Source organism: Roseibium sp., from assembly GCF_050301095.1.
GTDB lineage: Bacteria > Pseudomonadota > Alphaproteobacteria > Rhizobiales > Stappiaceae > Roseibium.
The window spans coordinates 14194-27652 of the sequence record NZ_JBNKYW010000101.1 but is presented as its reverse complement, the minus strand read 5'-3'; the positions used below and the strand labels follow the sequence as shown (position 1 = coordinate 27652).

Below are 13459 nucleotides of genomic sequence, written 5' to 3'. Positions count from 1 at the left end.
CTGGAACTGATGTTGACCGGGCAGTATTCCCATGGCGGCGCGATGCCGGTGGTGAAGCCGTTCGAGCATCGTCCCGGCAAGGAAGCGCTGATTCCGTTGGAAGAACACCGTGCCGACGATTGCCTCTGGCTGTTCAATACGGTGCCGGCCTACGTGAAGGAGACGGGCGATCTGGCCTTTTTCAACAAGGTCCTTCCCTTCGCGGACGAAGGCGAAGCGACGGTACTGGGGCACCTGCGCCGGGCCTTGGAATTCAACCTGAACAACAGCGGTGCGAATGGCTTGCCCTGCGGTCTGTTGGCCGACTGGAACGATGCCCTGAAGCTGGGGCTCCACGGCGAAAGCATGTTTGTGGCCTTCCAGCTCCGGCTGGGATTGAAGACCTACATGGACATCTGCCTCATGCTTGAGGAAACGGATGAAGCCGCCTGGGCGCAAGCCCATCTGGAATTTTTGGACGCCTCCCTGCAGGAACATGCCTGGGATGGGGATTGGTTTATCCGCGCCATCGCCGAAGGTGGCGAAGTGATTGGTACACACCAGAACGAAGAAGGCCGGGTATGGTTGAATGCCCAGGCTTGGGCGGTGATCAGCGGGGCGGCCAGCGATACGCAGGCTGTGAAGGCCATGGATGCGGTCAACGAACACCTCGCTTCCGAATTCGGTATCGCGCTGTGCGACCCGCCCTATGCGAAGACGCCGATCGATCTGGTGCGCGCGGTCCTTTATCCGCCGTCCATGAAGGAAAATGGCGGCATCTTCTGCCATCCGCAAAGTTGGGGCGTTATCGCAGAAACCTTGCTGGGACGTGGAACCCGCGCCTACGAATACCTGCGGGCCTTTCTTCCCGCGGCGTACAACGACCGCGCAGAGATCCGCCAAGTGGAACCGTACGTGCATGCCCAGAGCACGCACGGCAAATATTCCCGCATGGCTTTCGTCCATCTCCTTGGTCATGAAATTGCGATCAGAAGGAGATCCCTTATGGAACCGACCAGCGAAATGCCGGTCATTGTGATCGGCGCGGGTTTGTCCGGGCTTGCCTGTGCCAGGATCCTCGCGAACAGAGGCATTCCGGTCAAAGTGCTCGAAGCGCGACACCGGGTCGGCGAGCCGTGGCGTTCGCGCCATCCCGCGCTCCGCTTGAACATTCATCGCCACTTTGCCCGTTTGCCGGGCCAGGAAGCACCTCGCGGTGACGGACCATTCCTGCGGCGCGACACCGTTGTTGAACATCTGGAACGCTACGCGGACGGACTTGGCGCGAAAATCTGTCATGGCACGGAAGTTACCGGCCTCACGCGCCAGGGCAGGACCTGGCGGGTCGAGACGAACTCTGGAATTCTTGATGCCGCGCATGTCGTTTTCGCAACCGGACGCGACCGGGTTCCCCACGTCCCCGACTGGCCCGGACGCGCAGATTTCACGGGTGCATTCCTGCACGCTGCGGATCTCGGCGATGTTTCACGGTTCAACGGGAAGCGGGTTCTGGTCATCGGTGCCGGGAATTCCGGGTCGGACGTGCTCAACCACCTGTCGCGGCATGCGCCGGCGGAAGTCCTGGTTTCGGTCAGGCACGGCCCGGCGGTCGTTCCCACGCGTATTTTCGGCTTTCCGCTGCACCGCCTGGCGCGCGTCTTCGCGGCCATGCCCGTGAGACTTCTCGACCCGGCTTTCCGGCTCACACAACGCCTGTTTCTTGGCGATCTCGCCCGTTTCGGCCTGAAAAGCCATCCGGACGGCGGTGGCACGCGCATGGTGCGGGATGGCATCGCTTTCGCCATCGATGACGGCTTCGTCTCGGAACTCAAGAACGGGCGGCTGGAGGTGGTCCCCGAAGTCGTACGGTTCGACCGAGGGCGCGTGATCCTGGCAGGGGGCGGCCAATGCAGCCCCGACGTGGTGATTGCTGCAACGGGCTATCGCTCCGGGCTGGAAACGTTGCTCGGCCCGCTTGGCGTGCTGGGTGCCGACGGCCAGCCGATCCATCCGATGGGAGAACCGGATCCTGCTCATCCCGGGCTCTGGTTTACCGGGTTCCGGCCGATGTTTACCGGCTATTTCGACGCAGCCCGGATCGCTGCCGAGCGGATCGCGGACGTCATTGCCGCGCAAGCATCGCCAATGCGGCCGCGAAGGCCTTCATATACCGGGCAAAACTCCGCTGATCTGACGGCGCGCCCCGCATTCGGGGCTGGCGAAGCCCGGACCAGCTTTTCAACGACAGGAGAAACGAAATGAACGAGATGACTGTTACCAGAACACGATCCGAGGCTTTTGCCGAACGTATCGGAACCCTTCTTGACGCCGGCGCCGTTGCCGCAATGATTTCGGTCGGACATCGGGCGGGTCTCTTCACTGCTCTGGCGGGACAGCGGCCTGAAACGAGTGATGAGATCGCCCGCCGCACCGGTCTTGCCGAGCGCTACGTGCGTGAATGGCTGGCCGTCATGGTCACCGGCCGCATCGTCGACTATGACCCAGCACACCGGACCTATCACCTGCCCGAAGCGCATGCGGACTGCCTGGTGCCGGGCGCCGCGCTGGGAAATCTTGCCGTCTATGCGCAGCACGTCACGCTTCTGGGCAAGCTGGAGGACCGGATCCAGCACTGTCTGGAGACGGGAGAAGGCACCGGATATTCCGATTATCCCTGCTTCCACCAGATCATGGCCGAAGACAGCGATCAGACCGTGAAGGATGGCCTGTTCGAGGTGATCCTGCCGCTGGTCGAGGGGATCGATGAACGACTTGCGACAGGCATCGAGGTGCTGGATGCGGGCTGCGGCCGCGGACACGTGCTGCTCGCCCTGGCCGAGCGTTATCCGGCGAGCCGGTTCACCGGCTATGATCTGTGCGCCGACGCGATCGACCACGCGCGCAATCGCGCGCTGGCCGCGGGTTTGACGAATGTCACCTTCGAGCAGCGTGACCTGACCGGATATTCCGAACCCGGACGGTTCGATCTCGTCACGTCCTTCGACGCGGTGCACGACCAGAAGGATCCCGAGGGACTGATCCGCGGCCTGAAGACTTCGCTGAAACCCGGCGGCGTCTACCTTATGCAGGATATTGGCGGCTCGGCGTATCTGGAAAAAAACATGGACTTCCCGATGGCTTCGCTGCTCTACGCCATTTCCTGCGCCCATTGCACTCCGGTTTCGATCGGCCAGGGCGGCAACGGGCTCGGCACCATGTGGGGTTGGGAGACAGCCGAACGGATGCTTGAGGATGCGGGGTTTTCTTCGGTGAACCGCCACATCCTGCCGCATGACCCGATGAACGTCTGGTTTGTCAGCCAGGTCTGAGTTGCTGCCAGATCCCTTTCCGGCCGGCACGACATGAAGTGCCGGCCGATATTTGAGGCGGGCGACCGTGCAGACGGAAAATCCTTCATCTGCCGGTACCTGGCACTGGCGCGGGCATTTCCGGGAGATGGCCATCCGCCGAACGCGGCACATGTGTTTCCGCACAAGCGAATTCGCTTCTTGCAAAACCCCGTCAATGTGCTTCGATTTCCCGATAATCATTCAGGGGATTTGCAGCATGCGTTTCATTCAGCCCGACATAGCCAAACAGTGTCTGCTGCCGGTTCTGGCAGCGATCGTTTTTTTGCAGGGCAGCGCCGTCATGGCTGACAGTTGCTGGGACCATAACGGTTCCCTGATGCGCCTGCAGGCGCAAGGCAACCAGCGCTGGCTTTCCTATGAAGTCCCGAGGAACGTTCTGCGCAAGGCAGGCGTTCAGCCTGGCACGCTGCTCTTCAACGGCATCAAGAACGGCAACTGGTATTCGGGTACCGCGCGGGTGTTTTCCAAATACTGCCCCGGCTCGCCGCTGGAATATTTCGTCGAAGGCCCCGTGCGCGGTGACCAGCTGCAAGTCACCGTCACCGGTACGCGGGAAGTCCACGACCGCTGCCGTCCAACCGGCCAATACACGACCGACACGCTGGTCTTCACCTACAGCCACGATTGCTGAGAGCATATTCCGTTCCGAGGCCGGGTGAGGGCCTTCCTGCCGGAAATGCACTCTGAAGCTTCAGCCGCCGCCGAAGAGATTGCGCAGCAGATTGAGCGGCCCCTTGCGTTCGCCGGAATTGCCGCCGCCGATCGGGGCCGGCGGGATCGGTTCGCGGCCGGAGCCGACGGTGTCGCGCGGTTGCGGCTTGCGCGGCGCGGACACACTGGCCGGCAGGTTCGGCACGCCGGGGAGATCGGCCACCGGCAGGCCCTGATGAGCCGCGTCCATCACCTCTTTCCAGACGGTGGCCGGGAGGCTGCCGCCGGTTGCTTTTTTGGTCGGCGAATTGTTGTCATTGCCGAACCAGACCGCCGTGGTCAGGTTGCCGGTGTAACCGATGAACCACGCATCGCGGAAGTCCTGGCTGGTGCCGGTCTTGCCGCCGGCGGGCCGGCCGCTGTCGAGCCGGGCCTTGCGGCCGGTGCCGGTCAGAAGGGTTTCGGACATCATCAGGTTCATGTTGCCGACCATCTCGCGCGCAACGACGCGCCCGCGGCCGTCGCCGGAGCGTGAATAGAGCGTCTTGCCGCCGACGGTCCGGATCCGGCGGACAACATGCGGCAGCACGCCATAGCCGCCGTTGGAGAAGGGCACATAGGCCGAGGCGATTTCCAGAGGTGTGACTTCAGAGGTTCCGAGCGAGATCGACAGGTTCTTCTTCATCTCCGACGTGACACCGAGCCGCCGGGCGGTGCTGACCACGGCGCCCGCGCCCACTTCATGAGCGAGCTGGGCTGCGACCGTGTTGAGCGACAGGCTCAGCGCCCGGGTCAGCGTGACCGGGCCGTAATGTTTCTTGGTATAGTTCTTCGGCGACCAGTTGCCATAGGTGACAGGCCTGTCCTGCCGTACGGTTTGCGGGGTCAGCCCGTTCTCAAGCGCGGCCAGATAGACGAACGGCTTGAAGGAAGAACCCGGCTGGCGCTTGGCATAGACCGCGCGGTTGAACTGGCTTTTCGAATAATCCGCCCCGCCGACCAGAGCCTTGACGGCCCCCGCCGTGTCCAGCGTGACGATGGCGCCTTGCGAAACGCCGAGCGGCTTCCGGTTTTCCTTCAGCGCCGCCCGCAGCGCCTTTTCGGCGGCCTGTTGCATGGCCGGGTCGATGGTGGTGTCGACGATGATGTCGCTTTCAATGGAACCGACAAAGCTCGGCAGGACATCCATCACCCAGTCGGCAACGTAGTTTTCGCTGGCCGTGGTGTGGCGCCGGACCACCTTGGCGGGTGCCGCAAGCGCATTCTTGGCTTCCTCGGCAGTGATGTAGCCTTCCTCGTGCATGGCAGCCAGCACGAGCTGGGCCCGGTCTTCGGCAAGGTCGGGATTGCGCGCTGGGGAATAACGCGACGGCGCCTTCAGGAGCCCGGCAATGGTGGCGGCTTCAGCGACCGTCAGCAGCCGGGCCGACTTGCCGAAATAGCGGCGCGCGGCCGCATCGACCCCATAAGCTCCTGCCCCGAGATAGACCCGGTTCAGATACATCTCCAGGATCTCGTCCTTGGAATATTCCGCCTCAAGCCAGAAGGCGAGCACGAGTTCCTGGATCTTCCGTTTCATGGTCCGGTCCGGCTCCAGAAACAGGTTCTTGGCAAGCTGCTGGGTCAGCGTGGACCCGCCCTGGGAGACGCGGCCCGCCGTCAGATTGGTATAGACCGCGCGGGCGAGGCCGATCGGGTCGACCCCGAAATGCGAGCGGTAGCGCCGATCCTCGATGGCAATGACCGCATTCGGCAGATAGGGCGGCAGCTGTTCCAGCCGCACCGCTTCCCCGCCGGTGTCGCCCCGGTTGGCAAGCAGCTGGCCGTTGGCGGCGACAATCTTCACATTGGGCGGGCGGGCCGGCACCTGCCATTCGGAGGTCGGGGGAAGGAAGGCCGCGTAATAGCCGATGATACAGACAACCGCGATGACGCCCCAGATGCCGAGAACGGCACTCCAGTAAAGGCCGCGCTTGAAGAGGCGGCTGAGGAAGGCGGGAAGGCGGATGCGTGTCTTCCGCTTGCGGCTGCGCCGTTTGGCGCCGGAGCGGCCACCGCCGCCCCTGCGTCCGTTTCCGGGTTTGGAACTCTGGGACCTGGAAGGGCGTTTGGCCGGGCTTTTCCTGGTCGTTCCGCTCTTGGCGGTGCCGGATTTTGCGGTTTTTCGGGACTTTGGTTTCGAGCCCGACTTTGACGAAGGCGCAGCCGGACGGTCCTGCGGGCCAAGCCGCAGGTCAAGCAGGCTGCTGGCCGCTTCTCCAAAGGTCGGTTCAATACGCTGCCGGCGTTTCGCCCGAGGCGCCATTGATCATCGGTCCCTACTCATGCCGGCAAAAGCCGGCAACTCCCGGCGCCAGAGTAAGTTCCTTGGGCCGGTCCCCGGTGATGATCCTAGATTGCGGCGATTTAAGGGGGCGTTAAGGCTTTTGGCTTTTGGGCGGTTTGGTAGCAACCCGCCCGCTAACTGGCATAACGACTGGCATCCGCGCCGTAATAATTGACGTAGCGCGTGTTCAGTTCGGAGACCGGCATGATGATCAGGATGTCGGTCGTGCCGAATTGCGGATCCACCACGGCACCGTCGCCGATGAAGGCTCCGAGCCGCAAATACCCTTTCACCAGCGGCGGCAGGGCCCGCAGCGCGTGTCTGGCATTGATCGCTTCCGCAGGCAGGCGGTTCATTTCCACATACCTGTCCTCAACCGCCCGCACACGCCATTCCTCAGGCGCGCGCGCATTGTGATGCAGGAAGGACAGCTGCTCGGCAATCGCATCCGGATTGGTGCCTTCGATGGAGGCACAGCCGAGCATGACGTCGATCTTGTGGCGCAGGACATAAGCCCAGATACCATGCCAGAGCAGTTCGACAGTCTTCTTGTTGCGGTAAGGCTTCAGGACGCAGGACCGTCCCAGCTCCATGAAGCGCTTGCCGGGATTGGCGCCGATCAGCGCCTGGATGTCGTATTCGCCGGCCGTATAGAAGCCGCCGCGCCGGTCGGCGATTTCCTGGCGAAGGATGCGGTAGGTGCCGACGATTTCCGGTTTCAGCCGTCCGAGCTTGTTGCGCTTCATCGACGCGTGATCGACGACCAGCAGATGATCGCAATAGGCATCGAATGGGTCTGCATCCCGGCGGGTCGCAAGCGTATGCGCATCCGCGATGGCCGACATTTCCTCGTAAAAAACGTCATAACGCAGGCGCTGCGCCTTTTTCACTTCCTTGAAATTCCGCGCCATGCGGACTTCCAGAGACCCGATGCGGCCGAGTGTTTCACCGGACTTGAATGGATGAGCGTGTGGCGAAACCGGATGAACCGGAGACGGCACATTCGCTCCGGGACGCGTGTTCGGTGTGAACTTCCGGACCAGATTTCTTGGAGAAAAAAGTCCCTGTCGCATAATGGACATTCCACCCTCACGTATTCCGTCTAGAGCATCCCGCGACCGGTTTCACAGTCTTCCTGCTGTTTCGCCAGCCGTTTTTCCTTTGCCCGGCCGCCCCTTCGGGGCTGGTCCGCGTGCTTCGATGATGCCGTAGAACACATTATTCCGACAACTGGATGACACCTGAGGGTGTTCCAGCAACCGGCTGGCGGAAGCTTAGCCCAGTCTGATGGAATTGTGAAATTCGTGCGTTGATCCTGAGCAAGTCACGCGGAGCCCGAGCAGCCCGCGAACAATCAGGCCCGGCAGTTTTTTGCCGAAGCCCCCGGGGCTAACTTGCGTCAGCCTCGTCCAAAGCCCGCGATTGCCTCGGAAAGGGCTTCTACGGAGAGCGGTTTGGTCAGATAGCCTGCCGCACCGACTTCTGTGGCCTTGTCGCGGGCATCCTTCATGACGTCCGCCGTGACGATGAGGATCGGCACGGGTGCGCGTCCGCTCGCCTTTTCCGCTTCCCGGATCTTGCCGATGGCCTGGAAGCCGTCCAGACCCGGCATGTGCAGGTCCATGAGGATCGCGTCATAGGAACCGCTCGCGGCTTCTTCCACCGCCGCCTCACCGTCGACAACCATCACGGGGACATGGCCGAGTTTGCGCAGCATGGCTTCGCTCAGAAGCCGATTGATGTCGTTGTCCTCGGCCACCAGCAGGCGGAGCGGGCGCGCCGGCGTCTGGTGGCGGCTTGCCAGCAAGCCGTTCGTGACGGGTTCCGCCGAAACGTCCCAGGCGTGTTCCGCCCCGTCATCCTCCAGAAGGCCGGAGAAGATCTGGACGAGTGTTTCGATGCGCACGGGCCGGATGAGATAGGCGGCATAACCCGCTTCGCGCAGGTGCTCCAACCGCTCGCGTTCCGGCGGTGCAATGGTGATGACCGCCGGGGCCGTGCAGCCAGTCAGCCGCACCGTGGCCAGCCAGCCACCGCTGTCGGAGACGGCCGCATGGTCGACAATCAGAAGATCGGCCTGCGCGAGCGTTCCATCAAGATCCGGATGGCCGGGTGCGAGCACGCGTACTTCAGAGCCGTGCCCTTCCAGCCGCCTGGCAAGCAGCGGGCATTCGATCCGGCTGTTGCTGACGAAGACGATGGTCTTGCCTTGCAGTGTTGCGAGACGCGGATCTGTGCTGCCGGTCAGGGCTTCGGGAATGGGCAGCGACACCCGGAACAGCGCGCCGCCGTCTTCTGCAGGCTCGGCGGCAATCGCGCCGCCCATCAGGCCGGCGAGACGTTGCGCGATGGCAAGGCCCAGGCCGGTTCCGCCGAACTTGCGGGCAGGGCCGTGGTCGACCTGTTCGAATTCCCTGAACAGGCGCTCCGCCTCGGCCGCATCGAACCCGATGCCGGTGTCGCGCACCTTGATGTCGAGAAAACTGCCGCCGTCCGGGTTGGGGCGTCCGCTCAGTTCGACGGCGACACCGCCCTCGTCGGTAAACTTGACGCCGTTTCCGATCAGGTTGAACAGGATCTGGCGGACCCGCGTCGCATCGAGCGTGACTTCCTCCGGCAGGTCCGGAGCCAGCATGGCACCGATTTCCAGTTTCTTGGCATGAGCCTTGGGAGCCAGCAGTTCGACGACGTTTTCCGCCAGTGCGCCGACGCGTACGGGAACCGCCTGGATGTCCAGCTTGCCGGCTTCGACCTTTGAAAAGTCCAGCACCTCGTCGATCAAGAGAAGCAGCGTTTCGCCCGAGGTTTCCAGCGCTTCGATATAGGCGTTCTGTTCCTTGGTTAGGCGCGTGTCGCGCAACAGCGCGGCCATACCGAGAATGCCGTTGAGGGGCGTGCGGATCTCGTGGCTGACAGTGGCCAGGAAGCGCGACTTCGCCTCGTTTGACGTTTCCGCCGTGTGCCGGGCGGCGAGCAGTTCCTCCTCGATCAGCCGGCGTTCGGTGACGTCTCGCAGAACGGTCTGTACCAGCTGCCTGTCCGTCACCGTGTCGCGCACCGGAATGTCGATGCGGGAGAACCAGCGGCGGCCCTGACGGGTTTCGATCAGGAGATCCTGAAAGCCCATGCCTTCGGTCCGGGATCCCGGTTCCTGACCGATTCCGTCGGGATTCTCGCTGTTTTCCGCAAGCGGCAGGTCAAGTGTTGCACCGGGCTGCAGGGAATGGTCCGGCCCGAAGACGTCTTCGGCCGCGGTATTCACGTAAGTGACGATACCTTCCGGGTCGCGCCGGATCACGACGTCGCCGAGGGTGGCCAGAATACTGGCGTGGCGTTCGTCGGATTCGCCCAGTTCCCAGGCCCGGTCTTCCAGTTCCTCGCAGCGTGCCATCAGCCGGCGGATCTTGTCGTCCTTGATCTGAATGGCCTGCACCGCCCGGTAGAGGTCATCGGCATAAAGGCGCCAGACCGCGAGGCCACCGGCGAAAAAGGCAAGACCGACGCCGAAGAACCGGTTAGGCCCCTCGGAGGCGACCGTGAGAAAGGCAGCCGCGAGACCACCGACGAGGCCGAGGACGGCGAGATTCAAAAGGACCTTGGCCGGGGCGGACACCGGCCGGTCGGTCGCCCGGCGGCCCGGTCCGACATCGGGACCGATCTCGGAAGTCCCGGCACGATCCGATGCTCTGGTGGATTTCCAGTCCGTAGAGGTTTCCGGAGAGATTTCTGGAGACGCTTCGGTCGGAGGCGTGTTGTTGTCACCGAAGACCGGTTTTTCCCGCGCGTCTTCTCTCTCTACCGCCGTTTTGGCGGCACGATTACTGTTCCGGCTGACCAAGATCGATACTCTCTACAAGACCCAGTTGCCGGAAGTGTGCCGCTTAAACTTTGAGAAACCGTTTCTGAAATCCGCAATAATCAGAAAATGTTGTGATGATCCGCTTCACTCAGATCCAGTCCTTGAGAACAGGATGCGTTTCAACGGTTGCGACACCGTCGATAGCGGCAACGCAGTTCCTGAGTTCGGCCAGAGCTTCCAGACTCGGACTTCTGACAAGCAGCACCATATCCCGGTCGCCGGAAATCGATCGGCACTGTAGAACGCCTTCCAAGCAGGCAACTTTCGGAGCAATGGCTGCACAGGTGGCCGATCCGGTCCGGATCCACAGATAGGCTTCGAACTTGGAATGCTCGGGATCAGCGACGCTGATCGTGTATCCGCGGATAATGCCTTTTTCTTCCAGTTTCCGGATCCGTTCCTGGACGGTCGAGCGGGCAAGGCCAACGGAGGCCGCAAGGGTTTTTAGCGGCATCCGGCTGTCCGTTTTCAGCAGTTGCAGCAATTTTCGGTCAATGGTGTCCATGCGACCTTTTATCATCAAGCCGAAACGAATTCTGCCGCTTCCGTCCGGAAAAAGGCCGGGAACTCCGGTCAAAATGCCGGAGGAGCCCGGCACGCCAGTCTGCTAGAGCACGTCCTGCAAATGTTCAGGCAGCAGGAGATCTCCATGCAATTTCATCTCGATACTGACAGGTTCACGGCGGAGCGGGCCTGGGGCGCCCGCCTGATCGGCGAGGTCGACAATGTCACCATTCGCCTCCACTGGACCGATCAACCGTACAAATGGCACGTCAACGACGGCCCGGAGGTTTTCGTTGTGCTGCACGGGCAAGTTGACATGCATTACCGCGAGGCGGGTGCGGACAAAGTCAGGAGAATGGAGCCGGGGCAGATCTTCTTTGCAGAGGACGGTGATGCGCATGTCGCTCATCCCTTTGGAGAAGCCCGTGTCCTGGTTGTCGAGCGCAAGGACAGTATTTGATCCGGAAGGCCTCATCTGAACCGGACGATAACTTCAGCTTCTCAGGAACCGGCGGGCACCGGTTTGCGGACGGCGCGAATCGTTCCGCTGCCGCCGCCGCCGCAGAAAAACCGGTCGGTGCCATTGGATTCCAGTCCCGAAACGCCTGCGCCGGCAGGCATTGCCAGGCAGGCCAGGACATCGCCCGTTTCCGGATCGACACGCCGCAGCTCGCTCTCATCGTTCTCCCAGGTGCCGTGCCAGAGTTCACCATCGACGAAGGTGACGCCGGTCACGAAGCGGTTGCTCTCGATCGTGCGCAGGACCTCTCCTGTTTCCGGGTCGACCTGGTGGATCATCCGGCTGCGGTGCTGGCCGATCCACAGCATGCCCTCCGCCCAGGCCAGACCTGAACCGCCACCGTCGGCTGGCGTCGGGATTGTGCCGAGCAACGCGCCGGACGCCGGGTCAATCTTCTGAATGACGGTCCCTGCGATCTGGTAGAGATGCCTGCCGTCATAAGCGGTACCGGCGTCGGCCGTGACGGCGAGAGTATTTGAGATATTCCCGTTTTCCGGATCGAGGGCATTGAGCCGGTCGCCACTGGCAAACCAGATTTTTTGACCGTCAAAGCTGACACCGGCAACGTCCTCGACATCGGGAAATGGGCCGTATTCACAAAGGATATCTGCTGCTGACTGTTTCATGCCGGTATCCTAACCGTTCGGCAGCGGAGCCGGGAGTAACAAACTTGTCGGGAAACCTGGCACGGTCCGCTGGATCCAGCGGCAGGCCCGTCCCCGTCCGAAGGATTCGACTTTTCCGGCCTCTGAAAGTGCCTCAAGGGCACGCAGCGTGGTGCGCGAACTCACGCCAAGGGCCAGGGCAAGGGCCGAACTCGACCAGGCTTCGCCGTCCGCCAGCAGCGCCATCACCTCGGCATGATCGCCTTCGACAGGGGGCGTGAGCACCACGACCTCGCCGGGTCCCTGCATTTCCAGCACAAACCCGTGCCTGGTTGCCTTGAGTGCGGCCTGCGGTTCGAGCGCCTTGCGCAAGCGGGCGATCTCGACCCGAAGGCGCGTGCGGTGGGATTCATCCGCATGCCGGGCCCCGAAAATGCGTTCAAGAAGCATTTCGCGCGAGACATCTTCCGGCCAAGCCTCCGCGAGTGCGCGCACGAGTGCGAACAGAACCGGGCGGCTGGCAAGCGGCACAACGGTGGTTCCGGCACGCACCACGTTGCGGCAGGCGTCGACAATGAGCTTGTCGGACGCCAGCAAGGTCTCGACTTCCCCCAGGCCAAGCAGGTGCTTCGATCCGCGCGTAACAAGTGTCGCGGCGGGCGCGTCGAAAGCGCGAGAGGCGCGTTCCACCTCGGCTGTCAGCGCAGCATGCCCGGCGTCACGCGCAGCCTCCGAGGCCCGCGCAAGGGCAGCGCGCGCGGGTTCCGTCCTGACGCGCCGCATCGCGATTCCCGCCGCCACCAGCGCGTGGCCCGCTCTTGAGGCCTGCGGCAATGATGCTGTGTCGATGTCATCAAGTATCCGCTCGGCCTCGTCGAGGTGCCCGATCAGCAGCAGCCGCCTGGCGTCCAGATATCCGGCATGGGCGGCATTCACGCTGTCTCCCAGGGAGTCGAGCGTTTCCCGGGCGGGGCGAAGCGTTTTCATCACGCTTCCGAGGTCCCGCAGGGCAAGGGCGATCTCCGCTTCGGCGACGATGCAGCGCGCCCGCGCCAAAGCCTCCTTCTGGCCGAAGGCACGCGTCGCGCTTCGAAGGAGATCCCGGGCCCGTGCAAGGTCTCCGAGTTGCGCCATGGCAATGCCGCGCAGCGCGAGCGCCGGTGCGTCATCGCGCAATGCGACCTGCTTGAGCGCGGCGAGCGGGTCGCCCACCGAGAGCGCGCGCGCTGCCGCGGTGATCACTGAGTCCATTCAAATCCCGTCAAACTTGTAACTCACGCTGTTTTCGACCGGGCTCCTAGGGTGAAGTCCGGTTCTGCAACTGCCGGCAACGGCAAGGTTCGATTGGAAGATCCAAAATGACAACTTACGCAAATGCAAGGAAGAACGGCAATCAGACCTTGTGGCCCTGCCGCCTGTCTGGAGCGCTCGGTCTCGCCGCGTCTCCGGTCTTTGTGCTGATGGCGTGGATCTCGGCGAACGGCATGTCGCAGACCGTGAGCTGCTCGTCGGCGTCAGATGTCCTGCACCTCGGCGGGATGGCCTGGATGTATCTGCTGATGAGCCTGTTCCACGTCTCGCCCTGGCTGAAGCTTGCCTCAGGCCGGGAGCGGCAAACTTCACCATCAATCCGGTAAACCGAAG

At 62.7% G+C, this 13459-nt stretch carries 11 protein-coding genes; 5 read left to right on the top strand and 6 right to left on the bottom strand.

Annotated elements, in window-relative coordinates; translation table 11 throughout:
- The 3 genes from ACQY7U_RS08840 to ACQY7U_RS08830 all read left to right on the top strand — a co-directional run.
- Window positions 1-2241, top strand: a 2241-nt coding sequence (locus tag ACQY7U_RS08840; RefSeq protein WP_428643599.1) for a GH36-type glycosyl hydrolase domain-containing protein, incomplete at its 5' end; no start/stop codon positions are given.
- Window positions 2238-3308, top strand: a complete 1071-nt coding sequence (locus ACQY7U_RS08835) for a class I SAM-dependent methyltransferase (RefSeq protein WP_428643597.1) — start codon at window positions 2238-2240, stop codon at window positions 3306-3308. The genes ACQY7U_RS08840 and ACQY7U_RS08835, both read left to right, overlap by 4 nt.
- A 238-nt stretch (window positions 3309-3546) precedes the next feature.
- Complete coding sequence (locus ACQY7U_RS08830) at window positions 3547-3981, top strand: hypothetical protein (RefSeq protein WP_428643596.1); 435 nt, start codon at window positions 3547-3549, stop codon at window positions 3979-3981.
- Window positions 3982-4041: 60 nt separating this feature from the next.
- Here ACQY7U_RS08830 and ACQY7U_RS08825 read toward each other — a convergent pair whose 3' ends face one another.
- From ACQY7U_RS08825 to ACQY7U_RS08810, 4 genes are all read right to left on the bottom strand, one after another.
- On the bottom strand, window positions 4042-6306 hold the full coding sequence (locus ACQY7U_RS08825; protein WP_428643594.1) for a transglycosylase domain-containing protein: 2265 nt from the start codon (window positions 6304-6306) through the stop codon (window positions 4042-4044).
- A 155-nt stretch (window positions 6307-6461) separates the two neighbouring features.
- Window positions 6462-7400, bottom strand: coding sequence for a GNAT family N-acetyltransferase (locus ACQY7U_RS08820; RefSeq protein WP_428643593.1), 939 nt, complete (start codon window positions 7398-7400; stop codon window positions 6462-6464).
- 326 nt (window positions 7401-7726) lie between these two features.
- The gene (locus tag ACQY7U_RS08815) at window positions 7727-10165 is read right to left on the bottom strand and encodes an ATP-binding protein (protein WP_428643591.1); all 2439 of its coding nucleotides are present in this window, start codon (window positions 10163-10165) and stop codon (window positions 7727-7729) included.
- Between the two features lie 109 nt (window positions 10166-10274).
- Entirely contained in the window at window positions 10275-10691 is a 417-nt protein-coding gene (locus tag ACQY7U_RS08810; RefSeq protein ID WP_428643589.1) for an Lrp/AsnC family transcriptional regulator, read from the bottom strand.
- 144 nt (window positions 10692-10835) lie between these two features.
- On the opposite strand from ACQY7U_RS08810, the gene ACQY7U_RS08805 reads away from it, so the two are divergent.
- Complete coding sequence (locus ACQY7U_RS08805) at window positions 10836-11150, top strand: cupin (RefSeq protein ID WP_428643587.1); 315 nt, start codon at window positions 10836-10838, stop codon at window positions 11148-11150.
- Window positions 11151-11191: 41 nt separating this feature from the next.
- Here ACQY7U_RS08805 and ACQY7U_RS08800 read toward each other — a convergent pair whose 3' ends face one another.
- Complete coding sequence (locus ACQY7U_RS08800; RefSeq protein ID WP_428643585.1) at window positions 11192-11836, bottom strand: glutamine cyclotransferase; 645 nt, start codon at window positions 11834-11836, stop codon at window positions 11192-11194.
- Window positions 11837-11845: 9 nt separating this feature from the next.
- Window positions 11846-13066 carry a winged helix-turn-helix domain-containing protein gene (locus ACQY7U_RS08795; RefSeq protein ID WP_428643584.1) on the bottom strand — a complete coding sequence of 407 codons (1221 nt, stop codon included), beginning with the start codon at window positions 13064-13066 and terminating at the stop codon, window positions 11846-11848.
- 107 nt (window positions 13067-13173) lie between these two features.
- Here ACQY7U_RS08795 and ACQY7U_RS08790 point away from each other — a divergent pair, with 107 nt between their 5' ends.
- Window positions 13174-13452 (top strand): hypothetical protein, encoded by a 279-nt coding sequence (locus tag ACQY7U_RS08790; protein ID WP_428643582.1) that lies wholly within the window; start codon window positions 13174-13176, stop codon window positions 13450-13452.
- Window positions 13453-13459 lie beyond the last annotated feature (7 nt).